Origin of the sequence: Streptomyces sp. NPDC096339, from assembly GCF_044762985.1 — a bacterium.
Classification (GTDB): Bacteria; Actinomycetota; Actinomycetes; order Streptomycetales; family Streptomycetaceae; genus Streptomyces.
In genome coordinates this window covers 59,598-82,441 of the sequence record NZ_JBIWFI010000039.1, presented here as the reverse complement: position 1 = coordinate 82,441, position 22,844 = coordinate 59,598, and the positions used below count along the sequence as shown (strand labels likewise).

Here is a 22,844-nt window from a genome sequence, read left to right as displayed (position 1 = left end):
TGGAGTTCTGAGTTGTGCTCTTCCGATCTGCGGGTCCCTGGGGCGCTGCGCGCCCCAGGAGGGAACGGCCTCGCTGCGCTCGGCCGGAGGCGCCTTCGGCGCCTAGCCCCTCCGCTTCGCTCCGGGGCAGCGAAGCGCCTCGCTGCGCTCGGCGGGGCTCGGCTTCGCCGAGCCAGGGCCGGCCCTTCGGGCCGGAGTCCTGCGCTGCGCTCCGGACTGTTCGGGGTTCCGCTGCGCTCCACCCCGAACTGCCTGCTTCGTAGGCTCGGGTGACCCCGTTTCACGGGGTACGGGTATCCGACCCGCTGGGCGGGTCCACTCCGCTCCCCCACCCGGGTCCTTCCGGCTCCACCTCCAGGACCAAAGGCCCGCTCCGCGGACCGGCCGGCAACGAAGGAAGGAGTTGGGCGCCCGGCGTCAGCCCACCACCATGACTTTCTCGGCTTGGCGCCCATTGGGGCCGTCCTTGATGCCGAAGACCACCCTCGCGTTCACCGCCAGCGTCCGATAGTCGTTGGTAATGATCTCGGTGTGATGGACGGGGAACTCCTCACCATCATCGGACTTGATCGTTCCGTACCCCTTCGCGTCATTGAACATCGTCACCGTGCCATTCGGCATGCCTGCACCTTTCATCGTCCAAGTGGGAACCAGCCGGATCCTGCCACTACGCGATACGCCGGAAACCATCCGAACGGGTGCCAGGCCCGTCTCCTGCGCTCCACCCGAACAGCCCGCTTCACGGGCCTGGATGACCCCGTTTCACCGGATCTGGGCCTTCGGCCTGTTGGGGTGTCCGCTGCGCTCCCACCCCTGGGTCTTCCGGCTTCGACTCCAGCCCCGAGGGCCCTCAAGCGGGCCCGGCCGGCAGCGGTCAGAGAGGCCGCACCTCTTCGGCTTGCGGACCCCGGCTTCCCTGGCTCGTCTCGAACTCCACGCGCTGGTTCTCGTCCAAGGCCTTGAAGCCGGAACCCTGGATCGCGCTGTAGTGGACGAAGACGTCCGGGCCACCCCCGTCAACGGCGATGAAGCCGAACCCCTTCTCCGCGTTGAACCACTTCACAGTCCCCTGCTGAGGCATCCCTGCATCCCTTTCTCTCCCGGGACGCATGCCCCGGCGCCAGAGGATCCTCCCCCGTCCCCGGGCGGGGCAACCGGGGACGGGGACGCCTGAACGGGTGAACCGGACCACCGGGGAGCGGTACAGTCATCAGTATGCATCACCTCGTGATGCACTGTGTAACATCCCGGGAACGTTGCCAGTCCCGTACGGCGGACTGTTTTCAGCGGAGTGACGAATGCAGAAGCCGAACGCAATCACGCTCCGGCCTCACCAGGAAGAAGCCGTTGAGGCCATCGTTAGGGGGCTCGATATTCCGCCCGGAAAGCGTATCCCCAAGGCCGGGCTGCGGGCAACGGTGGTCGCCGCGTGCGGGACCGGGAAGACGTTCATCGCCGCCGCGGCCGCGCTCCGACTCGCGCGGGGCGGGCGGGTCCTGGTCTTGCTGCCCACCCTCGACCTGCTCACCCAGACCGCCGGAGAGTGGCGCACGGCCGGCCACGACGGGCCCGCGGTCGCGGTGTGCTCGCTGGAGGACAACGCCCAGCTCTACGGACTCCAGGTCCGCAGCACGACGTCCGCGCCGCAGCTCGCCCTGTGGCACGGGCGCGGCCCGGTCACCGTCTACGCCACCTACGCCTCCTTGCCGGTCGTGGCCGAGGCGTTCGCCGGGGAGTACGGGCTGGACATGGAGCCCTTCGACCTGGTGGTGGTGGACGAGGCGCACCGCACCTCGGGGTCGGCGGGGAAGGCTTGGGCGGAGGTGCACCGCCAGGAGGTCATCCCCGCCCACCGCCGGCTCTACATGACCGCCACCCCGAGGATCTGGGCGGAACGGCCGCGCACGGCGGCCGAGAAGCGGGCGGCCGCGGCCGCGCACCGGCGCCAGGAAGAGGCGCGGCGACGGAAGGCAGAGGCCAAGGGGAAGCCGTACGTACCGCGCCACGAGGCCCTGCCGGCCGAGTTGGCGTGCTCCATGGACGACCCCAGCGTGTTCGGACCCGTCGTGTACGAGCTGCCGCTGGCAGACGCCATCTCACGGGGGCTTTTGGCCCGATATCAGGTAGTTGTGGCCGAATTGGTGGACCCTGTTGTCACCCCAGACCGGCTCTACGGCAAGGAGCGGTGGGACGAGGAACTGCGGGGCGAGCGGCTCGCGGCCGTGCAGACCGTCCTTCTGGAGACCATGGCGGCCCATGATCTGAAGACCACGATCACCTTCCACCACCGCACCATCGAGGCGCAGGCCTTCGCGGAAGGCCTGCCGCGGGTCGCGGCCCGGCTGCACGCCGTCGACCCCGCCCGGCACCCCGAGCGGGTGTGGACGGCGTGGCTGCGCGGACAGCACGACGCCGAACACCGCGCCGACGTCCTCGCCGACTTCGGCCGCCGGGCCGGCCGCGCCGTGCTCGCAAATTGCCGGGTTCTGGGCGAAGGAGTCGACATCCGAAGCGTGGACAGTGTGGCCCTGATCGACCCCAAGGGGTCCGCCGTCGACATCGTCCAGGCCATCGGCCGCGCCCTCCGGCAGAAGCCCGGGGAAGGGAAAATGGCCACCCTGATCGTGCCGGTATTCCTGGACGAGGACGAAGACCCCGAGGACATTCTTTCCTCGAAGTCGTATGGCCCTCTCATTCGAGTGTTGCAGGGTCTTCGGGCGCACGATGAACGCGCTGTCGAAATGCTGGCAATCCCCCAGGAAGCGCAGAAGCGCATCGTAACGCCGTCGCGTCTGATCGGCGAGGCACCCGACGAAGGCGACGAAGAGGCCCGGCTGCTGCTGCGGTTCGCCGCCCCCAGGGACCCCGCGCTGATCGCCAAGTGGATCAGCTACCAGGTCCTCGACACCGAACGCCAGGACTGGCGCCGCGGAATCGAGGCCGCGTTCCGGTACCGGGAACGGGAGCAGCACCTGGAAGTGCCTTACGACCACACCGAGGGTGCGCACCCGCTGGGGCGGTGGCTCTCCGACCAGCGGCGTGCCTTCCGGGCCGGGCAGATGACCGGGGAACGGGCCGCCGAGCTGGAGGAGCTGGGGATCGTGTGGGACACCGCCGACGCCAGCTTCGCGGAGAACCTCGCGGCCGCGCGGGCGTACTTTGAGCAGCACGGGACCCTGGCCGCGCCGCGGCACGCGACCGCACTCGACAAGCCGGTCGGGCAGTGGCTGACCAACGTCCGTCGGCCCGGCGGACTCGGCAAGGACCCCAGCCGGGCCGCACGGCGGGCCGCCGCCCTCGCCGCGATTGACGAGGACTGGAACCCGGGCGACGACGACCACGGGTGGACGGTCGACTGGCAGCGCCAGTACGCGGGCCTGCGCGCGCTCCTGGCGGGCGGTGCACGCCTCGCGGCCGTGGTGCCGGGGGTGACGTGGCACGGCGAGGACATCGGCCGCTGGACCGCCGCACAGCGCCGCGACTACCACCGGCTGAACGAGGAGCAGCAACGCCGCCTCGCCGATCTCGGGGTGAAGCCCGTGCGGGCCGTGCGCACCCGTACGGCAGCCGCCGTGCCCGGCACGGGCGCCACGTCCGGGCGCGGCGCAGAAGCCTTCCACAAGGGCGTGACGGCCCTCACCCAGTACCTGGAGCGGGAAGGCGGCGGCCTGCCCGGACGCGCCCACGTCGAGCACCTCCCGGACGGAACCGAACACCGCACCGGCGTATGGCTCGCCAACCAGAAACAACGCCGCAACCGGCTGGATGCCGCACAGCTCAAAGCGCTCGCCGCACTCGGTATCGACTGGGCCGAAGCTCATTGCTAAGGCTGGCCAGGATCCTGCCTAGGTTTCCACCATCGCCGTTTGTGTTCACGTCTCAATGTGTCCAGACGGAGAGCCGTTGCCACTGAATCGGAATGATGGATGCCCAATTCCTGATTCTGATATTTGAGGACGAGTTTTAGCATGCTGATGGCCTGAGACTGCTGGCCTGCATTCCAATATGCGATGCTGAGCTTTGCTCGGCAAGCCAACGTCGCCGGGTTAGTGGGGCCGAGGAGGCGTTCCCGGACTTCGAGGGTGTCTTCCAGCAATTTGAAGAGTCCGAGAGCGTTCTGGCTCCTGTGGAGTGCATGCTTCGATCCTGCTACTTGGCGCGTCTTCAGGGCAGTGTCTGCCAGCGCCTCGGCGTCGTAGGCGTAGTCCTCCTGAAAAACAGCAAAGGCATCCTTGCTGCGGCTGGCCCCGAGGTAGGCAATAGCCAACTCACGTCGGGCCAAAAGTGTTTTTCGGTGCGTCCGCCCGAGCAATCTCTCACTGGCCTCTGATACCCGCTGCCAATATGGAACCGCAGCGGTAGCCAGGCCCCGAACGCTCAAGCTGCGGCCTACCCAACGGAGGAGGTGGTGCCCCTCAACCTCCCACAGCATGTCTCCCGCGAAATCGTTCAGGCTTTCAACATTTGTGTGCAGCACGGCCCTCTCCAAGCCCATGTGCCATAGCTCTGTGAGGGCCTCAGCTGCAGTCCTCACGATCTCCCGCTGTTCACCACTTGGCGTGTGCTCGCGTGCAGCGCGTGCAGTCAGAGCATGCAGCTTCACAGCGCGGAAGCCAGCCTGAGCATCGTCTGTGAGCAGGCCGTACCTATGCAGGAGTCTCAGCGCCGCTTTGGCTTGGGTGGGGCTGACAGGATCGGCGTCATCTGGCGACGACATCGGTGCTCGGTGGGCAGTCAGGTAGTTAGTGACCGCCTGTCCTCCCCATAGGTCACGAGGGTGACCGGCAGGGTCCAGGACAGCCGCGAGGCGCAGCGCTGGGATCGCGAGGCCCACGGGTTCGCAGGCCTGGGCAACGTCCAGCGACAGGAGCAGGGCAGCCGCCACGTGACGTCCGTAGCCCTCCGTGTCTGCGTGGCGCGGGAGCAGATCATCCAGCCTCGCGGCACTGCTGTTGAAGCGCAGCAGGTAGTCGGCGCACGGAACGTCCTCGTTAATCATGTAGGCAGCAGCGTGAGACAGGGCCAAGGGCAGATAGCCAAGTGCCTCGGCCAGCGCATCTGTCTGCGCGTCAAGCAGATGTTCAGCGCGAGCGGATTTGAGCCGAGCTCTGAGGTACGTGTCGGCTTCCTTCGCACTGTAGGTATCGACGTCTACGACCGCGCGGCCGCCACCGGACAAGACGGCATCCTGGCGGCGGGTGGTCGCCACTACCCGGCCACAGCCCCATGCCGATGATGGTGGCCACCACGGCTGCATCGCATCTGGGTCGGTGATGTCGTCGAGGATAACGATCCAAGATCTTTTGGTGGTTGCCAGCCATTGAAGAAATGCTCTGGCGTCCTTTTCGCCGGTCTGGCCCGCCAAAGCATTCGGAACATCGATCATGTGAGCGGCGATCGCGTAGCGGGCGATCACCTGGTCTGTTTCGCTGGCGTCGACCCAGAGCACCAGATCGACGCTGTCGGCCAGGGCGTGATGGGCGTACGCCGCGGCAAGTTGCGTCTTGCCTACGCCGCCGCCACCGGAGAGCACTTGGGTCAGCACTACTGCGGTGTGTCCGGTGACGGCTTGGTCGATCGCGGCGCGAACCTCAGGCCTCTGCTGAAATGCAGATGCCAGCGCGGGAACCGACCCCAGGCAGAGCGGCCATTGGACCGGACCTTGCGGGACAGCTTGGGTGATCGTTAGATGATCCACGTGGCCACTGACGGCCACTGCGCCCATGGCTGACGCGATGGCGTCACCGCTGTCGCTGACGGAGGAGGCTGCGAGGTCGTCCCTGGAAGGGAAGGTAGGCCTTTTCCTTTGACGCCACCTCATGTCGCATCCGGCCTTCGCTCTAATGGCATGGTCACGCTAATCGGTGTAGTCGATGCCAGTGCCAGCGTCACTACCTGCGCCACGCGAGATGGCGTCACCGGTGTCCTGAACCCGAGCTGCGCCAGGGTTGCCCTCACCACGGCGCCTTACGCCCGTATGGGCTTGCCCCCCACCGCTGGCTTCTGCCCGGCCGGTCTGCGTGGCGCTGTCTCCAGATGCGCCGACAGTGCTGTCCCTGGGCTGCGCCCAGGCCCACACCAAGGCCGCGACTCCAGTGGCCGCCTGAATCGACGCCCCTACAAGTCCTGCGGTGTCCGGGCCGTCAAGTAACCAAATGGCAGGCGTCGAGACGATCCCCACCACCGCAGCGACCATCACCACAATCCGCTTCCTCGACACACTCATCGTCCTCTCCCCCAGTCCCGCCGTACCTGCGGCTACCAAACACGGAGCCACCCCATCGCAACGCGGTTCCATAGTCCGGGAAGACTCCCCGTCTGTCGGGTAAACCGCACAAATAGTCGCGGTCGTTCCTGTGATGCGCTGTTCCGTTTCACGTCCGGCACGTCCACCACTAGGCATCCGCCGACCAGGATCTCCAAACCCCCCACCATCCCCAACCCCTCGGCGAACCGGCGCAAGCCCACGAACCCGAACTCGTCTAACTGGTCTCTGTCCACCGAGACGTGCCCAAATACGGGTCGTGACTTGATTGACGGGAGTTGCGGCGATGGCCGGGCAGCTTGAGGACGATCAGAACCTGCGGCGGTCGGTGTACACGACCGAGGGCGGGTGGAATGCGGACGTGTCGTTCGCGGACCACCTGAGCGTGGCGGCCCCCGCGCTGGCGGAGCTGGACGGCCGCCTGTTTTGCGTGCACCGCGGGGCGCAGCCCGAAGGGCCCTCACTCGGCACCCGAGTGAGGGCCCTTCAGCCGATACGGCCCGACTACGGGGCCGGGGTGAACACCACGTCGGTGGAGCCACAGCCGGCCGCGATGTCCGTGAGTCGGTCGCGTTCGGCCTCGTCCACCGTCAGGCCCCACCGGAGCTTGGTCGCGGTCCACTCCGCGGCGTACTGGCACAACACCCGCTCCGAGCCCGACGGCGGCAACCACTGGGACGGATCCTGATCCGCCTTGCTCCGATTCGACCGGGCCGTCACCGCAACCAGACTGGACTCCTGACCCAGGTCATTCGCGTACGCCTCGCGCTTTTGTGCGGTCCACGAACTGGCACCCGAATCCCAGGCTTCAGCCAGCGGGACCATGTGGTCGATGTCCAACGCCCCGGCCGGCGTCACCCGCTGATCGTCGTAGTACGACCACCAGACACCCCCGGTCAGCGTGCATCCCGGACCGACCTCGGGCGCCTCGATCGCCTCCTGGATCAGCACCTCCATCCTGGTATTGCAGCCGTCCGACGGGTTCGCGCCGGCGTTCCAGTGCTTGAAGCTGGTGCGCTGGTAGCCGGTCCGGTCCTCGGCCGCGAGCGGCAGCGCGGACACCGCCACTCCCATCGGAAGGACCTCCGGCACCGCACGGGGCGCGGTGTCCGCCGCGTGCGCGGCCGTGGCGGGCAGGGACAGGGCGAGGGCTGCGGCGGCCGCGGTGGCGACCCGCATCATCATGATCATCACGCAGGCGGTTGTACCGCCCCTCGGACCGGCCGCGACAGACCCCGGGCGGGCAGTTCACCCGCCCGGGGCGCCCGATTCACCGCCGAAACGCCTCTGCGCGCCCACGCCTGCGGCCGTCAGGCCACCGCCGTCCCCTCCGCGATACGCCGTGCGATGTGCAGGTCCTCCCGCGACCAGCGCAGGACGCGCTCGGGCCGCCAGTGGTCCCGGCCGTCCGCCGCCCGGTGGGGAGCAGCCCCCAGCCACGTCGCGCGCTCGGTCACGGCCTCAAGGAGGCTGTCGAACCTCGCGGCCCTGCGGTCGGTGTCGACGCCCTCGGTGATCTCCTTGAAGGCCTGCTCCCAACGGAGCAGGTCGTCTCCGGTGAGGCCACAGGCGGCCAGGAAGGCGGTCATCTGCTGGCCACTGGCGGGCAGGGCCCGCCGGGTGACGATCCGGTGGGCAGTGCTGACCGGCAGCATATGGGCGCCTCCCGCGAGCTCCGACAGGCGGCGCAGCGAGGGTGCTCCGGCCGCCTCGTAGAAGTACTCCAGGGCGGCGCTCAGTTCCCGGCGTCCGCTGACGAACTGGGGAAGAGCGGGCCGGCGGAGCTGCTCGAGTCGGCCCCGGTCCGCGATCTTGGCGGCCAGCCAGAGCTTGCGCAGGGCATACCAGTTGCCCCCGCACGCGGAAACGAACACCTTGACGGTCTCCTCGGTGGGGAGGGTCCTGCCCGACGCGGCACGCTTGAAGGTGGCCGCCGACAGGGCGGTGCCGGCAGCGAGGTCGTCGTAGCTCAGCCCGGCCTGGCTGCGCAGTTCACGCAGAGCGACCGCCAGTGCGCCGCGTTCCGGCACGGCGTGGTCCACGGGGAGTTCGGGGCGTCCCATGACAACCCCTCAGCGACCGGCGTGCAGGGCTGCCCGGACCATCGCAGCCGCCTGGCCGCGCCCGCCCGGCGTCACCGTGCACACCACGACCACGCCGATCCCGGCAGCGCCGCCCAGCATCTGGAGGGACTCCGTCATCGAGATCCCGTGGAGCCGCAGCACCACGGCCAGGACGAGGACCACGGTGAAAACCGTGCTGATGACCAGCGCCTGCGGCATCGTCAGACCGGCCGGCCGGCCGACGTCTGCCCGCCGCCGCGCGCCCGGGCCACGGCTTATCTCCTGGTGTACAGACATAGCTGTCCTATCCGGGGACCTCGCGGCCCCCCTGAAGTGAGCGAGAGGGCGCGGGACTGCGCCCTCTCGCATGGGTGACTTCACGCCAAGTGGCGTTTTCCCAGGGGCGATTGCCGTCGCTTCCCGGGGCCATAAGCATGGCACGATGCCTGTCGCCGACCGTCCACCCGAGACCGCACGACGCCGGGGCAACTGTCTGCTATGCCGGTAATGCCCATTTATTCGTTCACCGGCGTCCAAGGGCTTAGCACAATCGGCATTCGCTCCTGACCTGAGGCGATACCCGTCGAGCCCGCGCCGCCCCGCCAACCAGTTTTCTACAAATAGGCACAAAGCGGCTCACCTTTGACTCAATTTCTCAGTCAAACAACCTCGTTCGTCCACCCTCGTATCAACCTCGGCTTGCCTCCTGCGAAAGTCCCGGGCACCGTGGGGTGCAACCCGTCGGGAGACCGGCGGCCCCCTGAAGTGGTGACTTCGCGAAACAGGGACACAGCAGCACCGCGTTGCCGCGCGAGTGCCGCACGCACAGGGCCGACCCGCACCTGCCGGGCCGGCCCTGTCGCCATTCCGCCCCGGCCCACTCCTTGAACACGCAAAGCCCTACGCCATGCAGCTCACCCCTCGGGGCCGCTGAGCTTGTCGGCCTTCCGCGCCGCCGTCCGCGCCCGCGCCCTCGCCTTCCCAGCCACCCGCCCGGCTTCCCGGAGGCGGGCCGCCGCGTCCTTGCTCGCCGTGCGCGCCGTCTCCAGCCGCTCCGTCGCGGCCCGTAGATCGTTCTCGGCCGCCGCCTGGGCAGCGGCCGCGCGGTCCGCCGTCTCCTGCGCGGCCGCCTGCCCGGCCTCCAGCCGCTCGGCCTCGGCCAAGGCCTCGTCCGCTTCTTCCCGGGCCGCCTTCACACGCTCGCGCCGTCTCCGCTCGGCCCGCGTATCCGGCGCCGGGGGCTCGGTGGGCTTGGGCGAGGCCCCGGCGGACCCGGCGGGCGCGCGCCGGGGCGGCGCAGTGGCGCCGGGCTGTGGTTCGAGGCCGGCGAACCCCATCGTCGCGTCCGGGGCTTTGACCAGGCGTCCGGCTTCCCACTCCGCGGCCGTGTCCGGGTCGGCGAGTACGGCGTGCAAGATCTGCTCGACCTCGTGCAGCACCGGCTCACTCACCGTCTGCCCGGCCTCGGCGGCCAGCGCCCGCGCGGTCCGCGCGAGGCGCCCGATCACCACATGCTGATCACGCGAGAGCTTCCGCAACTGCCCGGCGTCCAACGTGTGGTGCGCCGTACGCAGCGCCTCGCCCAGCTCGACCAGGCCGTGCGCTTCCTTCGGCCGGCTGCGGGCCAGCAGCCCGACCGTCCACGCCGCGAGCGTCGGCTTGCGCAAGGCCGCGACCTGCGCGGCAAGCTGCCTGTCTCCGGCCTTGCGGGCCTGGGCCGCGTACTCATCCCGGGCCGCGGTGAACTCCGCTGGACGAAGCGCCCGCAGCTCCACCGCAATCGACTCCACATCCATGCCCGGCAGTCTCCCGCCCGCAGCACAGCCTGCCCGTGCACCGCGCAGGACACCGCGCGTCGGTCGTCAGTCACACCTGCTGTGGTGTGACTGAGCGTTCTAGTTGACCAGTTGAGCGAACGGGTGCGCCTGCGCTGGTAGGCGCAGGCGCACAAATCCCCTTGGTAGGGGCAGATCATCAGTCCATCGGCCGCTGCTTGGCCTTACACCTGTCAGGATGGTTGTCCACGATGTCGAGAACCAGCGCTAGAGCCGCTGCATCGAAGTACTCGGCGCCGCGCACCGGCTGTACCCCGGCCAGCCTCAGGGCGCCTTTCACGGCACGTTCGATGTCCAACCCGGCCCCTTGAGGGAGTCCGGTCAGAAGTTCGATCACAATGGTGTAGCCGTCCTTGGCGTGCTCGCGCAGTCGGCGCCGGGGTGATCTGCTGGTGATGCCGAACTTGAGCGACTCCTCCTCCTCGTCCATGACGACGTAAAACACATCCCATTCCTTGCCATTGCAGAACCGGCAGATTCGTCCGCCCTGCTGCACGCTGCCCGGCCTAACGAGCTCGTGCATGGTTGGCGGTGCGACGCTGGATCGTGATCCCTGATCATGTTCGTGTGGTGGGGAACGGGGCTCTGCAGCGATCATCAGCGACCGGAGGATCACGGGGCTGTCAGCCGACGTGATCGCCGAACTCGTCGCCGAGGTGGGTCCGTTATGGCATGAGCGGCATCAGTTGGAACTGGAGTCCAGGCCACGGAAGCGGGCCGTCGGGGCCGGCGCAAAGCACCGCCTGGTCTTCATCGACCGGCTCCTGGCCACGCTAGTCCACCTTCGCCACGGTGCCACTCACGACGTGCTGGCCTGCTGGTTCGGCGTCGACCGCTCCACGATCACCCGGGCGATCGGCGAGGTGCGGCCCTTGCTCGCAGGCCGCGGCTGCACCATCGCGGCCGGTATCCGGCTCCGCACCCTCGCCGAGGTCATCGACCACCTTGGCACCACGGGGCAGACCGGGATCATCGACGGCACCGAGATCCGGGTCCGCAGGCCCGCCGTCGGCCGCAAGGACCGGGAGAAGTTCATCTCCGGCAAGAACAAGCAGAACGCCGTCAAGACCATGGTCCTCACCGACGCCGACGGCAGGCTCCTGTTCTGCAGTCCAGCCCAGCCAGCAAGCTGCGCCGACATCACCCACGCCCGACAGTTAGTGCCTGATCCATATCCCTGATTTCGAGGTGCTCGGGGCCGTAGCCTGGAGTGGTGTCCGAGGGTTCCGGGCTGCCCGGAGTGCGGGTGTGCGGAGGCTGCGGTGACCGGTTGAGGCCGGCCGCGCGGCCGGACGCGCTGTTCTGCTCGACGGCGTGTCGTGCCAGGTCATGGCGGCGGGATCGTCGGTTGCGGCGCCGGGTGATGGCGGAGTTGAACGGGGCGGGTCGGGTGGTGTGTCCCGAGTGCGGGACGCCGTGGGTGGCTGGCGTGGATCGGCGTTCGGACGCCGTCTACTGCTCGCGCCGGTGCGTCATGAGGGCCTGGCGGTCGCGGAACGAATCGTTCGGAGAGCGGTCACAGTGACCAGTGCACGAACGCATCCGAATCGGACTTCCGATCAGATTCGGGTTTCTTCCGGTCACCCGTTGTGATCTTCGGCAGGTGGGTTCGACTCTCGGTCACAACAGCGGGCCGCGTCTTGTCACGGCCGAGGGGCCGTGCCCCGGCCCGTTCAGGGTGGTGAGAACCATGCCCGAGAAGATCGAGAGTGCCGACAAGGTCGGCAGCGTCAGCGCCCACCGTTACGAGCAGATCGTCGCGGAACTGCGCAAAATCGTCGAAGCCCAGACCCGGGGTCAGTTCGCGGTCGGGGACTACGCCTTGGAGATCGAGCCCATGCGGGAGCAGGGCCCGCAGGACAGGGGCGAGGAGTTGTTCACGGTCAAGGACTCGCTGTTCCGCTTGGCCGAGGACATCGGCTTGTCCTACTCAGCAGTGAATGGAGCCCGCTGGGTCGCTTCGCGGTGGCCCAAACAGCACCGGCAGGCCCGCGTGTCCTTCACAGTCCACCGAATCCTGGCCGCCATCCCGAGCGAGGAGGAGCGGTTCACCGCGATCCTCACCCCACCAGGAGGGAAGGCCCGGTGGACTCCCGACGACGCGTCGCGGAGGGTCGGCCGCCAGGTCGAGAGGCCGATCACTCCGCAGGAGAAGGTCAGCGCGATCCACACCCTCGCGCGGGACGAGGAAGTCGCCGCGGTCATCACGGGTGACCTGCTGCGACGTCCGTCCGTCGTCGCCCAAGTCCGCCAGGAAGACCGGATCAGCGCGGCCCACGTGCTGGTCGAGGACGAACAGATCGCCGCGGCCGTCACCGGCGATCTACTCAAGCGGCCCACCGTCGTCGCGCAGGTCCGGCAGGAAGACCGGGTCCGGGCGGTCGAGGAACTGACCCGCGACGAGACTGTCGCCGCGACGGTGACCACTGGCCTGCTGCGCAGGCCGGACGTGGCCTTCCGGGCCATGTCGGACGACACCGCACGTCACCAGGTCAATCACGCTCAGGTCGAGCGGGGAAGGCAGGCCCGGGAGGACTTCGAGCGGACGAGTCCGGTCGCGCCGGCGGTGAAGCGGATCGACCGCTCGGTGGAGTTCCTGGACCTGGTCACCGCCTGCCATGCGTTCGTCGCGGCCTCCGGACGGGTCGTTCCGGGGATGCGGGACCGGCAGCTCAGCGACGACGAGAAGGTGATCATTCACGAGAACGTCGCCCGGGTGCGGGCGACGCTCGACTGGATCGAGACGGCCGTCGACACCGGCAAGGTCGACGTCGACGGCGAGCTGGCCCGCCTTCTGCAAGGCGAGTAGTGGGATGCCGCGCGCGTCACAGCGCCGGTCACCGGCGGCTCAGCGGCACGCCGACACCGTCCGCTTCATCCTCTTCGAGGCGCGGCCGGCTGGCCTGGCCTTCGACCAGTTGGTCAGGTCCAGCGAGCTCTCCGCCCACCAGGCCCGCTCGGGCCTGGCCTGTCTGCGGGACACCATCGCCGAACACGGCTGGCCGCCCCTGATCTGGACGAGAGCGGACGGCTACAAGTTCTGCTCCGACCCCACTGAGCTTCAGACCTACGAGGTCGCGGTCATCCGCGAGAAGCTCACTGAGATCCGCCGGTTCATCACCGGCGTCGTCGCCCCGCACGCCGTACTGCAACCCAAGGGCCGGTGGATCCGGCACCTGAACACCCAGCTCAACTCCGTCGAGTCCACACTCGACGTGATCGCCGACTACATCGACGCATGACCCGGTGGGGGCCGGCCGCTTCGCGGCCGACCCCCACCCCCATGAAAGGAGGGGATGTTGGCCCGGCGCCGCTGCTACCCCTCGGACACCTACGACGACGAGTGGGCATTGATCGAGCCGCTCCTGCCCGTCCCGGCCTGCGAGACCCCTCGTGGCGGGCGGCCGGAAAGGCACCCGCGGCGCGAGATCGTGGACGCGATCCGGTACGTCGTCGACACCGGCTGCAAGTGGCGTGCCCTGCCCAAGGACTTCCCGCCCTGGCGGACCTGCTACAACTTCATGGCCCGCTGGACCGCCGCAGGCGTGGTCGGACATCTCCGTGACCAGCTGCGCAAACGCGTCCGCCGGGATATGGGACGCTCCCCTGGGGCGGTCGCCACCATCATCGACTCCCAGTCCGTAAAGGCGGCCGAGACCGTTGGTAAAGACTCGCGCGGCTACGACGCGGCGAAGAAGATCAACGGCCGCAAGCGGCACCTCGTCGTGGATACCAAAGGCTTGCCGCTGTTCGTGATGGTCACCCCCGCCGACATGACCGACCGCGATGCGGCGAAGGAAGTCCTGTTCCGGCTCCGGCTCATGCACCCCGAGATCACGATCGTCTGGGCCGATTCCGCCTATGCCGGACAGTTGGTGACCTGGGCGAAGAAGTATCTGAACCTGACCGTCAAGACGGTGAGCCGACCGAAGGACGCTGTCGGTTTCGTCGTCCTGCCCCGCCGCTGGGTGGTCGAGAGGTCAATCGCGTGGGTCATGCACGCCCGCAGACACGCCCGCGACTACGAGAGGCTCATCCAGCACTCAGAATCACTGATCACCTGGGCCGCGATCACCCTCATGACCAGACGTGTCACCCGCCGACAATCCCGCCGCGCCAGCCAGCCGGCCTCCCGCGAACACACACGAGACTGACCGCGGCCACCACCGCAACGGCCAACCGTGCCCTTCGGCTCACGGTGAACGGGCGAGCCAGGACGACTCCGAGGCTGGGATCACACCGCCCACAGCGTGATCACTTGTAGGTCATCTCGCGCGACCGAAGAGCGCTGCGTACTGCTCGACTCCTCGTTCCCCCGATCGTGCCGTCAGGGGGTCAGCGCGGTTGCGACCTGGGCGAGGTGGGCGGTCGGCCAGGCGAAGCGGTTGGCGGGGTTACGGAAGGAGTATCCACCGTCGTTGATCAGGTAGCCGCCCTTCGCCGTCGTCCACCGCGTGGGGCCCCACTCTCCCTGATATTTGAGGCGCGCCACAGCAAGTCGCTCGGGCTCCTCAACGCGGGTGCGGGCGCGTAGCGCCGCGGTCAGGCGCTCGACGGCGTCATCCGGTACGGCGTCGTCGCCGAATGCCGGGAGCAGGAGCAGCAGTCGGGAGTGGGGGTCGGTGGTGCTGCCGCCGGGCAAGCCGTTGTCCGCTGCGGCAATCAGCTCGGCCCAAGACAGGCCCGGGCCCATGAAGTGCCCATCGTCTTGCGCCAAGGTCTCGGCCGCGTCCCAGTCAGAGTGGTGCACGAGGTAGTCGATGCCGGCTTCCCCCTCCAAGGCGCGATACACCACATACAGGTGGTGGTCACCGGCCAGCGGCACCGTGAACAAGGGCCAGGTGTCGCCGCCCAGCAGCTGGGACAGCAAGGCTCCCGCTTCCAGATCGCGCGTATCGCCCAGATGCAGGTGGACCAGCCAAAACAGATGCTCATCCAGGAGTTCGGGCTGGTGGCGGAAGGGGCCTCCGTCATAGCCAGGGATCCGGGCCGGAGGTGTCTGTGGGCTGCTCGTCACGAGGGCCATCATGTCCCCAGCTGCCTCACGAGTGACAGCTGGGGTGCCTGAAGCTTTGCGGGACGCACAGCAAGGATATGGATCAGGTACTTAGGCCTGGTCAGACACCTGGTCAACGGCCCAGCCTTGAAGATCCTCGCCGATGCCGGCTACCAGGGCCTGGGCGCCCAGACCGGCGGCCGTGTGGTGACACCTCCGCACCGCAAGTTCAAGAAGAGCCCGCCAGACTGGTACGAGGAAATCTACGAACGCCAGCGCAAGGCGCATTCCTCGCGTCGGATCCGGGTCGAGCACGGCATCGCACACCTCAAGAACTGGCGAGCCCTCGCCCGCCACCACGGCCGCCGCGAGCACATGAGCGACATAATCCAAGCCGTTGCCGGCCTGCTCTCACATCAGCAGACCACCACCCGCGCGGACAGGCGGCTACGGTGACCACCGGTCCGACCTGCACCTTTCGACGTGCCACCGCCAACCATGCACGAGGTCGTTAGGCGAAAGCGAGCTTGTAAAGCCTGCTCGCTCCACACCCGTTCGGAACGTTCATCGCGCCGCACGAGTGGGTCTGGGTGCTGGGCCCTCAGTGCAAAAGGGCCCACAGGACCCCCAGAGATCACACGGTCCCGCCTGCTGAGCCTCAGCTAGCGTCCCCCTGTACTGGCACTGGGTTCTCGTTGAGGAAGTGGCGGAGATCGGTCATCCCACGCTCCATCGTTTCCCAGTCGGAGGTGTACGAGGCCGCGTAGCGGTCAAGTTCCATCCCTTCGAACCCTGCAGCCGTGAACCCGCGCCGCAGTGCCCAGAGCCCCTGGGCAAGGTTGCGTTCCACCTGGCGTAGTTCGGCGAGGCGCAGAGCTGCTCCTACGACCGCGCGAGTCATGCCATCTGCGACTGGCAAGGCCCATTGGTAGCGCTTGCGGTGGACGCCGGCAAAGGGTGCGCCCCGGACGAGTTCCAACGCAGACTGCAGGTGTGCTGCCTCACTCCCTCTGCTCTGTCGGCTGAGCTGGCAGCAGTCCTGGAATCGCGCCCAGTCGCTCGTGACGGAAGGGGAGAAGGCATATCCGGTGCTGTCGAGGATGAGCGGGAGCGCCTCGGCTCCGAACCACTTGCGCAACCGGGACGTCTGGGCATTTCGCGTTGTCTTGTGCTGGGCCCACCCAAAGTCGCGAGTGAGCCTGTGGTGGCCCTTGCCCGGGTTCAAGTGGATCCAGCAGGCGTACTCGATCAGGGACCGGAGCCTGTTGGGCTCGACTGGGCCCGCGGCTCCTTGGACTTCGATCGGTCCGAGAAGTTGGAGGTAGGGCCCCACGGTACCCTCGCTCCCGCTTTCCCTTTCCGTGCTGGCTGGTGTGCGCGGCGAGGGGACGGATTCCGGACGAGGGTGGCCTTGCCCGCATCGATGAAGTTGGGCTTCGAGAGCGCCAAGCAGCGGCGCCCAGCCCAAGGCCAATGAGCGTTCAGCCTGGCGTGGGTCGGTCTCGTCCAGGACCCAGGCGGAGGAAGCGGTCATGACGCCAGCTGCGGGATGTCCGGGAGGGATGGACGCGGCCAGTTCGTACAGCGCGGTCGCTCGCCACCGGGCGAGTTCGAACGCTGGTGTGTCGACCGTGAGTTTCGCTCCCCGTTCAACCAGATCTCGCAGCGCGTCGACGGCCGACGTCTCATCCTCCTGCACGCCTTCGGTTCTCACGCCCGGCGATTGTGCCAGCCCAGGCAGCCGCAGGAGGGTAGACGCGCGGCGCACACTTGGCGGGCCCAACCATCCTCTGCTCAGGCGGTCCCGGGCTCCGGCCTCCACATCTGGCGCGGCATCGGCGGGCACGCATCCTCACCGGGCCCTGATCAACTGGGTCGGCGGCACTTTCACGCGTCAACCCGGCTGGCGCAGCAACCGTTCCCGGCCCGTACGCGACGGAGCCCCAGCCCACTATCGTGATTGGCCTGTGGGCTGGGGCTCCGTCGGCTACGCGTCTCTCAGGAGGCCGGCGGCAACCTGCTGGAGGATCGCTGCCAGTGAGCTTCGGTCATGTGCGGGAAGTTTCCCTCTCATGTCCGTGATGACGGCTTCCACTCCGCTGCTTCGGTGGAAGTAGCGGAGCATGAATACGCTCCGCTGCTCTGGAGTAAGCCTCTGCAAGGCGGCATCCATCACGGCGGCACCATCGTGCCAGGGGAGTACACCGGCAGCAGGGGTGCTCTCCGCAGGTGCTGGGATCAGCCGGGGCTCAGGGACACGGCCGATCGCGTGACTCTCCTGAGTCGTCACAACGGTCGCGGGACCACTGCTGCTCGTATCCGGGTCGGGCGAGGGTTTCAAAACCGGGTTTTGAACCGGCCCCGCTGCCGCGGCAGGCGAGCGCTTGCGTGGAGCTCGAGGCTGCTGAGCCCTGCGGATCTCTTCGGCCGCGACAGCCTTCTGCCGCTCGCGGTCCTCGATCTTGGCGATGCGCTCCGCTGTCTTGACCTTGAGCTGCTTGGTATCGACAGCCTCGCCCAGTTCCGGAGTGAGGTTGAGCAGGCTGAGCCGGTTGGAGACGTACATCTGGGACTTACCGATGCGCTCGGCGACCTTCTCCTGCGAACCGTGCCGCTCAACCATCCGCTGGAGGAACTCTGCCTCCTTGTAGGGGGCGATGTTCTTGCGGTGGATGTTCTCGATGACCACAGCCTCGTCGACCTTGTCGTCGTCTCCGCCGGCCAAACGGTCCCGCACCCGGATCTCGAACTTGGTCCAGCCGAGCTGCTTGGCTGCGTGGAATCGGCGGTTGCCGAGGATGACAATCCACTCGGCATCCCCAACGCGGGTGCGGTGCTCCGGCTTGGTGCGGAGGAACGCGTCACGGGACATGGCCACGGCAGGCTGGAGCTGACCGACGGACTTCATCGACTCCTTGAGTTCTCGGAACTCAGGGTCGTCGTCCGTGTAGTCGGGGTCGGTACGCGGGTTGTCCGGGTTGCCGACAAGCGTGTGCATGTACACCGTCGTCGGCGGAGCCTCGGGCTTGGCGGCGTCACTGGTGGTGGTTTGCTTGCTGCCGGGCTTGCCCGAACCCTCGAGAAGGTCCGCCCAGGGCTTCTTTGCGGCGGCCATCAGCGGCGGTCCTTCTTACCGGCCCCAAGTTCCAGGGCGAGCTGGTAGAAGTCCTCGCGGGCCTCCATGGCGACCCTGTTCTTCTTGTACTGGGTCACGACGGTGCCTTCCAGTGCCGCCCGGGTGTGAACCTTGTAGTGGCGGACCACGGTGTTGGCGAGGTTCCAGCCCTGAGCGCGGATGAAGTCCTTGGTCTGCTCCAGGTCGGCTTCTCCGTCGCGCGGGTCCCAGTTGTTGATGACGACGAAGTAGGGAAGGCCGAGTGGCTTGACCACTTCCTCGATGGTGTCGCGCGTGGGCATGAAGCCGAGCGGCTCGGGCTCGATGGGGACGATGATGTCGTCGGCGTTGGCCAGCACCGCTCGCATTGCGTCGGCTGCGGTGCTCTCGCCGAACGGGTCGCCGGCTTCTTCCTTCTCGTCCTCGGGGAGGTCCATCCAGCCGGGGGTGTCGATGAAGGCGTGCCTGACCTTCCGGGACTTCTTGAGTTGAGAGAAAAGCTCCAGGTCGTCTCTGGAGTTGATCTGCTCGAAGGAGAAGGGAAGGTCGTCGCCGACGCGCTGTGACCACCAAGTGGTGGAGCCCTGGGGGTCGGCGGAGACTGCGGCGACGTAGTCAGGGTCGCCTTCGGGGGATGCGCCCAGAACGTGGGCGGTGATGGCCGCAGTGTTCACAGTGAGAGTCGACTTTCCGACTCCACCCTTGCGGTTGATGAGCGCGGTGATCCGTGCCATAGGTGGTGCTCCTGATGCTCCGTATGCTTCCCGGCCCAGGTGGGCCGGTACTAGCGGACCGGGACAGGATGCCACGTATGACCTCCCTGCCAACGAATCCTCGGCGTGTCCGTTCAAAACCGGGTTTTGAAACGCCAGGCTGAGCGGGGGCACCTGGGCCGGGAAGGCACGGCTTTCAAAACCGGGTTTTGGAAACGCTTCGGGCGAACGACCGGGGCTTGCACCCCTGGCGGTGGGTGGTGAAGTCGGCCGCCGCATCGGGCGGTCCCAAGGCACCGAGTCTTGCGGCCGCACAACGGCTCAACCAGCTGCATAGCTTCAGAAGCACGAGTAGGCCCGCACCTCCAGCGTGCGCTGGGGGTGCGGGCCTATGTATGGCTCGCGCAGGAGCCCAAAAACGAAAAGCCCTGTCCTCGGCGTGTGCCGGGGACAGGGCTTCGGTGGTGGGGAGAAAGCGAGGTCAGTCCGTCCAGGGCTTCGCCTCATCGTCGTCCAGGCGCGCCCCAGCGAGTGCTGCGGCCAGGAGCTCGGCGACGTCGGTCCGGTACGGGTTGCTGTAGTTCTCGTGGTCATTGATGTCGAACGGCGCGGTCGTCGCGGTGACCGTGAACCCGGGGACGGCGGTGGCTGCCTGACCATCGAGCTCGATGTTGAGGCTGTCGGCGTCGCGGGTGGCGAGCGAGGCCTGGGTGTACGGGCCGAGGCGGAGGAGGGTGAAGCCGGATCCATTCGGCTCGCGTGCTTCGATGTCGACGCTGTAGTGGGCCGGGGCCATGCCGATGTCGTCGGGGATGTAGAGGCCGGCCTCGACGTGGGTGAGCATCCGGTAGGCCGGCTGCCAGACGCCGAGGATCGCGGTCGTCTCGCAGCGCAGCCAGCCGCGGTCGGTGTAGCCGAGTTGGTGGCCGTGGAGGTAGGCCGCGGCGTGCGGGGTGTCGGGGTGGACCAGGGCGACGGCGATCATCTCGGTGCCGTGGTCGTCGCCGGGCCGGGTGTGCGCGCGTTCGATAAACGGGCCGATGCGGACGGCGACGTCCTGGCCGTGGCCGGGTGTCCAGGGCTCCGGGGAGCGTACGGCGGCAAGCATCGCGCGGAACTGGTCGACGACGGCCTGGTCCTCGCGGGTGAGGGCGCCGGGGGCATGGCCGCAGCGGCGGAAGCGTCGGATCATCGGGCGGTCTCCTACTTGGGCTGGACGGTGCTGATGCCGGTGGGCGTCTCGAGGACGCGCGGGAGGTGCACGTGGCGGTGGTCGACGACGACCTCGCGGATCAGGGCGAGGTTCAGGGCCGGGCCCAGATCCACTGGTCGAGTTCGTAGGCGGCGAGCTCGGTGACGGAGGTGATGGAGCGCTCGCCCCACTCGTCCTCGACCGTGACGCGGCCGTGGTCGCCTCGCAGGCGGCGGACGACGTAGAGCATGCCGGGCCGGTCGTCGTGGCCTTCGGGGTCATCCTCGTCGCTGGGGTCGTTGGGCCGTAGGGCCCAGACCTGGCCAGCCTCGGCCAGGACGAACGGATCGCTGTCCAGGACGGCGCGGCACACCGCGTTGTACGCGGCCGGCTCGGGAATGTGGTCCTCGGTTATCAGCTCGGTGACACAGGCAGCGATGAACTCCGCGGCCTTGGAGGGGCCGATGAGCAGGTCGATGGGCAGGGCCGCGGGCATGGGAAACCTCCGGTTCGACTGGTGAAGGAGCTGCAATGGCAGAGCGCCGCATCCGGGCGGAGAGGGCAGGTGCGGCGCTCCGGCGTCTGGTGGTATCTCAGCTGGTGGGGGTTACGGCCGTGCTGATGATGTCGGGGAGTCGAGCCCCACGCCGCGCAGGGCGTCGAGGACGTATGAGTCGAAGCGGGCCTGGTGCTGTGCCGCGTTGGCCAGGTTGGCCGCGCGGCCGCGGGCGTAGTGGATGGCCGCCGGGCTGGCACCGGTGTCGGTAAGGGTGTGTTCGGCGGCGTCGGCGGCCAGTCCCCGGATCCACCAGTGGGCGGCAGACTCGCGCCGGGCGCGCGCGGTGTCGTTGGCCAGGACCTCGGCCTTCATGCCGCTGGTCGCATGCCAGCCCCACAGATGCCAGTCCTCGCGCCGTTCGCACATGCGCTGGGGGTCGGTGTCCCAGTCGGCGGCCCAGCGGGGGGCGAGCTGGGGGAGTTGGTGGTGGATGACGTCGAGGACTTCCCGGCCTCGGATCCCAAGCGCCTGCCAGGCGTCGGTCTCCTCCACGACGCGGATCTGGTGGGAGAGCAGCCGGTAGGGGTAGTAGCACTGGCCCCAGTTGCCGGTCTCGCCGAGCGGCTCCACGATCCACAGCCGGACCGGCCAGGCGGCGGGCCGGATGTTGGTGTCCTCCAGGACCTCCCCGACCCGCTTAACCATGCGGAAGTAGGAGTGGGGCGTTTCGTCGTACCACTTGGTGCGGCACGGGGTGGGGTGGTCGATGACCTGGCCGACGGCGTCGGCGAGGCTGACGGGGGATAACCGGCGACTGCGCTCGATGATGCCGTCGGCCGTGGTGGCCATGTACCAGACTGGCTGCTTCGGGGTGCGGGTCACGAGGTCCTCCAGAAGGTGTGTGCGGGGTTGGCCCGGGTGGGCCGCCGGGGAACAGGGGCAGGTCGAGGTAGACGGTGATGGGGATGCGGCGGTCGCCGTAGTCGCGGCGGGGGTCGTGGACGGTGCGGCGGTGCGCGGCGAGGCCGGCGGCCCCGCCCTGCACCGGCAACTGGCATTCGTCGCAGGCGGTCAGCAGGTGCTTGGCCGGGGCGCGAAGTAGGAGCTGGGGTCGGCCGGGGTGCCGTCGTGGCATTCCAGGCACGAGCCCAAAGTCTTGAGGGGAAGGCAGAACACGTACCTTCGGCTGCAGGTGGGCACGGGGCACGTCTGCCGAGCGGCCATCGCGCGATCCAGCGCCCACTCCTGGGCAAGCGTCGGAACCCGCTTCGGTCGGGCAAGGCTCGCGTCGTAGAGCCATCCCCGGGTGGGGTGGTTGCAGGACTGGTCGGGTCGGAACCCGCAGTACTTGCAGCGCAGAACCGCGACAGGGTCGTGCCCGCCGGGGCTCAGCCCCCTATCCCGCAGTTGCCGCCGGGTGAGCAGGCCCTCGGGGATGGCCCCGCGGTCATGCTCGGGCAGGGTTGCGTCCGTGCGGGGCACGCGCTTGAGTTCGCGGCGCCGCTTCCGTCGCGCCCGTGCCATCACTGGCTCCAGGTACCGGACAGGCGGCGCTGGGGAAGCGGGTAGCGGGGGCCAGGGATGGTGGGGCGCGGGCGGCCGATCCTGCGGCGGGGGCGGGGTATGAGCACGAGATGAACCCTTCCGTGTCGGTGGCGTGGACGTGGATGCGCCCGCCGCCCTCGGGTGCAGGGCGGCGGGCGCGAGTTGAGCGTGTAAGCCGGCCGGCCTGTCCGGTCACCGGCCCCGGCCCGCCCGAGTTCGGGGCGGCCGGGGCCGGTGGTCAGGCAGGGCGGTCGGAGCTGAGGTCAGAGGGCAGCGGAGATGACGCCGAGGACGAGGGCGGCCGCGCTGCCGAGGAGGAGGGTGGCGCCGGCGGAGGCCCAGAAGGGGTGGCCAGTGCCCTTGGGGTCGCGAAGGTCGCTGAGCCCGTCCGCGATCCGCGCGTGCATCGCGATCAGCGGACCCAGGGAGGCGTACCAGCGGCCGAGGCGGTCGACCTGGCCAGCCGCTTCGTCGTCGGGTATGTGCCCTCCGTGAATGGCCAGGCGGTGAGCCTCGCCTTCGGCGGCCAGGTCCTCGAGTTGATGAACGACCGGGCTGGTGGTGCGGCAGACGGTGCAGCGGTAGCGGTAGCGGCGCACGGGGTTGGTCTCCTGATGGCTG

Annotated in this window: 22 protein-coding genes and 1 pseudogene; 6 read left to right on the top strand and 17 right to left on the bottom strand. The window is 68.3% G+C overall.

Annotation, left to right across the window (positions count from 1 at the left end; genetic code table 11):
- Positions 1-417: 417 nt before the first annotated feature.
- The gene (locus ACIQ5Y_RS33710; protein WP_403889296.1) at positions 418-621 is read right to left on the bottom strand and encodes a cold-shock protein; all 204 of its coding nucleotides are present in this window, start codon (positions 619-621) and stop codon (positions 418-420) included.
- Positions 622-874: 253 nt separating this feature from the next.
- Positions 875-1,081 (bottom strand): cold-shock protein, encoded by a 207-nt coding sequence (locus ACIQ5Y_RS33705; protein ID WP_403889293.1) that lies wholly within the window; start codon positions 1,079-1,081, stop codon positions 875-877.
- 217 nt (positions 1,082-1,298) lie between these two features.
- On the opposite strand from ACIQ5Y_RS33705, the gene ACIQ5Y_RS33700 reads away from it, so the two are divergent.
- Positions 1,299-3,827 (top strand): Helicase associated domain protein, encoded by a 2,529-nt coding sequence (locus ACIQ5Y_RS33700; protein ID WP_403889290.1) that lies wholly within the window; start codon positions 1,299-1,301, stop codon positions 3,825-3,827.
- Here the strand turns inward: ACIQ5Y_RS33700 and ACIQ5Y_RS33695 are convergent.
- The 6 genes from ACIQ5Y_RS33695 to ACIQ5Y_RS33670 all read right to left on the bottom strand — a co-directional run bounded on the left by ACIQ5Y_RS33695 (position 3,824) and on the right by ACIQ5Y_RS33670 (position 10,686).
- Positions 3,824-5,725 carry a tetratricopeptide repeat protein gene (locus tag ACIQ5Y_RS33695; protein ID WP_403889287.1) on the bottom strand — a complete coding sequence of 634 codons (1,902 nt, stop codon included), beginning with the start codon at positions 5,723-5,725 and terminating at the stop codon, positions 3,824-3,826. The two genes, ACIQ5Y_RS33700 and ACIQ5Y_RS33695, sit on opposite strands and share 4 nt — an antisense overlap.
- 1,044 nt (positions 5,726-6,769) lie before the next feature.
- Positions 6,770-7,450: an HNH endonuclease family protein gene (locus tag ACIQ5Y_RS33690; protein WP_403889309.1), complete on the bottom strand. Its 681-nt coding sequence runs from the start codon at positions 7,448-7,450 to the stop codon at positions 6,770-6,772.
- Positions 7,451-7,575: 125 nt separating this feature from the next.
- The gene (locus tag ACIQ5Y_RS33685; RefSeq protein WP_403889284.1) at positions 7,576-8,328 is read right to left on the bottom strand and encodes a helix-turn-helix domain-containing protein; all 753 of its coding nucleotides are present in this window, start codon (positions 8,326-8,328) and stop codon (positions 7,576-7,578) included.
- Positions 8,329-8,337: 9 nt separating this feature from the next.
- Positions 8,338-8,625, bottom strand: coding sequence for a hypothetical protein (locus ACIQ5Y_RS33680; protein WP_403889281.1), 288 nt, complete (start codon positions 8,623-8,625; stop codon positions 8,338-8,340).
- A 617-nt stretch (positions 8,626-9,242) separates the two neighbouring features.
- Positions 9,243-10,124 carry a hypothetical protein gene (locus ACIQ5Y_RS33675; protein WP_403889278.1) on the bottom strand — a complete coding sequence of 294 codons (882 nt, stop codon included), beginning with the start codon at positions 10,122-10,124 and terminating at the stop codon, positions 9,243-9,245.
- 178 nt (positions 10,125-10,302) lie between these two features.
- Positions 10,303-10,686 (bottom strand): hypothetical protein, encoded by a 384-nt coding sequence (locus ACIQ5Y_RS33670; RefSeq protein WP_403889275.1) that lies wholly within the window; start codon positions 10,684-10,686, stop codon positions 10,303-10,305.
- Between the two features lie 109 nt (positions 10,687-10,795).
- Between ACIQ5Y_RS33670 and ACIQ5Y_RS33665 the strand changes: the two genes are divergently transcribed.
- From ACIQ5Y_RS33665 to ACIQ5Y_RS33650, 4 genes and pseudogenes are all read left to right on the top strand, one after another.
- Complete coding sequence (locus ACIQ5Y_RS33665) at positions 10,796-11,344, top strand: transposase family protein (RefSeq protein WP_403889272.1); 549 nt, start codon at positions 10,796-10,798, stop codon at positions 11,342-11,344.
- A gap of 509 nt (positions 11,345-11,853) precedes the next feature.
- Entirely contained in the window at positions 11,854-12,972 is a 1,119-nt protein-coding gene (locus ACIQ5Y_RS33660) for a DUF6192 family protein (RefSeq protein WP_403889269.1), read from the top strand.
- 4 nt (positions 12,973-12,976) lie between these two features.
- Positions 12,977-13,405: a RacP protein gene (locus ACIQ5Y_RS33655; RefSeq protein WP_403889267.1), complete on the top strand. Its 429-nt coding sequence runs from the start codon at positions 12,977-12,979 to the stop codon at positions 13,403-13,405.
- A 54-nt stretch (positions 13,406-13,459) separates the two neighbouring features.
- Positions 13,460-14,427 (top strand): annotated as a pseudogene (locus tag ACIQ5Y_RS33650) (IS5 family transposase).
- A gap of 63 nt (positions 14,428-14,490) precedes the next feature.
- On the opposite strand, the gene ACIQ5Y_RS33645 reads toward ACIQ5Y_RS33650, so the two are convergent.
- The gene (locus ACIQ5Y_RS33645; protein ID WP_403889265.1) at positions 14,491-15,180 is read right to left on the bottom strand and encodes a hypothetical protein; all 690 of its coding nucleotides are present in this window, start codon (positions 15,178-15,180) and stop codon (positions 14,491-14,493) included.
- Between the two features lie 75 nt (positions 15,181-15,255).
- Here ACIQ5Y_RS33645 and ACIQ5Y_RS33640 point away from each other — a divergent pair, with 75 nt between their 5' ends.
- Positions 15,256-15,615, top strand: coding sequence for a transposase family protein (locus ACIQ5Y_RS33640; RefSeq protein WP_403889306.1), 360 nt, complete (start codon positions 15,256-15,258; stop codon positions 15,613-15,615).
- 1,531 nt (positions 15,616-17,146) lie between these two features.
- Here the strand turns inward: ACIQ5Y_RS33640 and ACIQ5Y_RS33635 are convergent.
- From ACIQ5Y_RS33635 to ACIQ5Y_RS33600, 8 genes are all read right to left on the bottom strand, one after another.
- Positions 17,147-18,274 (bottom strand): ParB/RepB/Spo0J family partition protein, encoded by a 1,128-nt coding sequence (locus ACIQ5Y_RS33635; RefSeq protein WP_403889260.1) that lies wholly within the window; start codon positions 18,272-18,274, stop codon positions 17,147-17,149.
- Positions 18,274-19,008, bottom strand: coding sequence for a ParA family protein (locus tag ACIQ5Y_RS33630; protein WP_403889257.1), 735 nt, complete (start codon positions 19,006-19,008; stop codon positions 18,274-18,276). The genes ACIQ5Y_RS33635 and ACIQ5Y_RS33630 overlap by 1 nt, the downstream gene beginning before the upstream one ends.
- Before the next feature lie 460 nt (positions 19,009-19,468).
- Positions 19,469-20,179 (bottom strand): hypothetical protein, encoded by a 711-nt coding sequence (locus ACIQ5Y_RS33625; protein ID WP_403889254.1) that lies wholly within the window; start codon positions 20,177-20,179, stop codon positions 19,469-19,471.
- 11 nt (positions 20,180-20,190) lie between these two features.
- Positions 20,191-20,313 (bottom strand): hypothetical protein, encoded by a 123-nt coding sequence (locus ACIQ5Y_RS33620; RefSeq protein ID WP_403889251.1) that lies wholly within the window; start codon positions 20,311-20,313, stop codon positions 20,191-20,193.
- On the bottom strand, positions 20,292-20,675 hold the full coding sequence (locus ACIQ5Y_RS33615; RefSeq protein WP_403889248.1) for a hypothetical protein: 384 nt from the start codon (positions 20,673-20,675) through the stop codon (positions 20,292-20,294). The genes ACIQ5Y_RS33620 and ACIQ5Y_RS33615 overlap by 22 nt, the downstream gene beginning before the upstream one ends.
- Before the next feature lie 111 nt (positions 20,676-20,786).
- Complete coding sequence (locus ACIQ5Y_RS33610; protein WP_403889245.1) at positions 20,787-21,560, bottom strand: hypothetical protein; 774 nt, start codon at positions 21,558-21,560, stop codon at positions 20,787-20,789.
- Positions 21,561-21,749: 189 nt separating this feature from the next.
- Positions 21,750-22,202: an RRQRL motif-containing zinc-binding protein gene (locus tag ACIQ5Y_RS33605; RefSeq protein ID WP_403889242.1), complete on the bottom strand. Its 453-nt coding sequence runs from the start codon at positions 22,200-22,202 to the stop codon at positions 21,750-21,752.
- A 284-nt stretch (positions 22,203-22,486) separates the two neighbouring features.
- Positions 22,487-22,822 carry a hypothetical protein gene (locus ACIQ5Y_RS33600; RefSeq protein ID WP_403889239.1) on the bottom strand — a complete coding sequence of 112 codons (336 nt, stop codon included), beginning with the start codon at positions 22,820-22,822 and terminating at the stop codon, positions 22,487-22,489.
- Positions 22,823-22,844 lie beyond the last annotated feature (22 nt).

Excerpts from the sequence above, each read along its gene's own strand:
- ACIQ5Y_RS33670 (WP_403889275.1), bottom strand. The coding sequence starts at position 10,686 with ATGCACGAGCTCGTTAGGCCGGGCAGCGTGCAGCAGGGCGGACGAATC.
- ACIQ5Y_RS33625 (WP_403889254.1), bottom strand. The coding sequence starts at position 20,179 with ATGATCCGACGCTTCCGCCGCTGCGGCCATGCCCCCGGCGCCCTCACC.
- ACIQ5Y_RS33655 (WP_403889267.1), top strand. The coding sequence starts at position 12,977 with ATGCCGCGCGCGTCACAGCGCCGGTCACCGGCGGCTCAGCGGCACGCC.
- ACIQ5Y_RS33615 (WP_403889248.1), bottom strand. The coding sequence starts at position 20,675 with ATGCCCGCGGCCCTGCCCATCGACCTGCTCATCGGCCCCTCCAAGGCC.
- ACIQ5Y_RS33685 (WP_403889284.1), bottom strand. The coding sequence starts at position 8,328 with ATGGGACGCCCCGAACTCCCCGTGGACCACGCCGTGCCGGAACGCGGC.
- ACIQ5Y_RS33675 (WP_403889278.1), bottom strand. The coding sequence starts at position 10,124 with ATGGATGTGGAGTCGATTGCGGTGGAGCTGCGGGCGCTTCGTCCAGCG.
- ACIQ5Y_RS33680 (WP_403889281.1), bottom strand. The coding sequence starts at position 8,625 with ATGTCTGTACACCAGGAGATAAGCCGTGGCCCGGGCGCGCGGCGGCGG.
- ACIQ5Y_RS33630 (WP_403889257.1), bottom strand. The coding sequence starts at position 19,008 with ATGGCACGGATCACCGCGCTCATCAACCGCAAGGGTGGAGTCGGAAAG.
- ACIQ5Y_RS33710 (WP_403889296.1), bottom strand. The coding sequence starts at position 621 with ATGCCGAATGGCACGGTGACGATGTTCAATGACGCGAAGGGGTACGGA.
- ACIQ5Y_RS33700 (WP_403889290.1), top strand. The coding sequence starts at position 1,299 with ATGCAGAAGCCGAACGCAATCACGCTCCGGCCTCACCAGGAAGAAGCC.
- ACIQ5Y_RS33605 (WP_403889242.1), bottom strand. The coding sequence starts at position 22,202 with ATGGCACGGGCGCGACGGAAGCGGCGCCGCGAACTCAAGCGCGTGCCC.
- ACIQ5Y_RS33695 (WP_403889287.1), bottom strand. The coding sequence starts at position 5,725 with ATGGGCGCAGTGGCCGTCAGTGGCCACGTGGATCATCTAACGATCACC.
- ACIQ5Y_RS33660 (WP_403889269.1), top strand. The coding sequence starts at position 11,854 with ATGCCCGAGAAGATCGAGAGTGCCGACAAGGTCGGCAGCGTCAGCGCC.
- ACIQ5Y_RS33635 (WP_403889260.1), bottom strand. The coding sequence starts at position 18,274 with ATGGCCGCCGCAAAGAAGCCCTGGGCGGACCTTCTCGAGGGTTCGGGC.
- ACIQ5Y_RS33690 (WP_403889309.1), bottom strand. The coding sequence starts at position 7,450 with ATGATGATGCGGGTCGCCACCGCGGCCGCCGCAGCCCTCGCCCTGTCC.
- ACIQ5Y_RS33705 (WP_403889293.1), bottom strand. The coding sequence starts at position 1,081 with ATGCCTCAGCAGGGGACTGTGAAGTGGTTCAACGCGGAGAAGGGGTTC.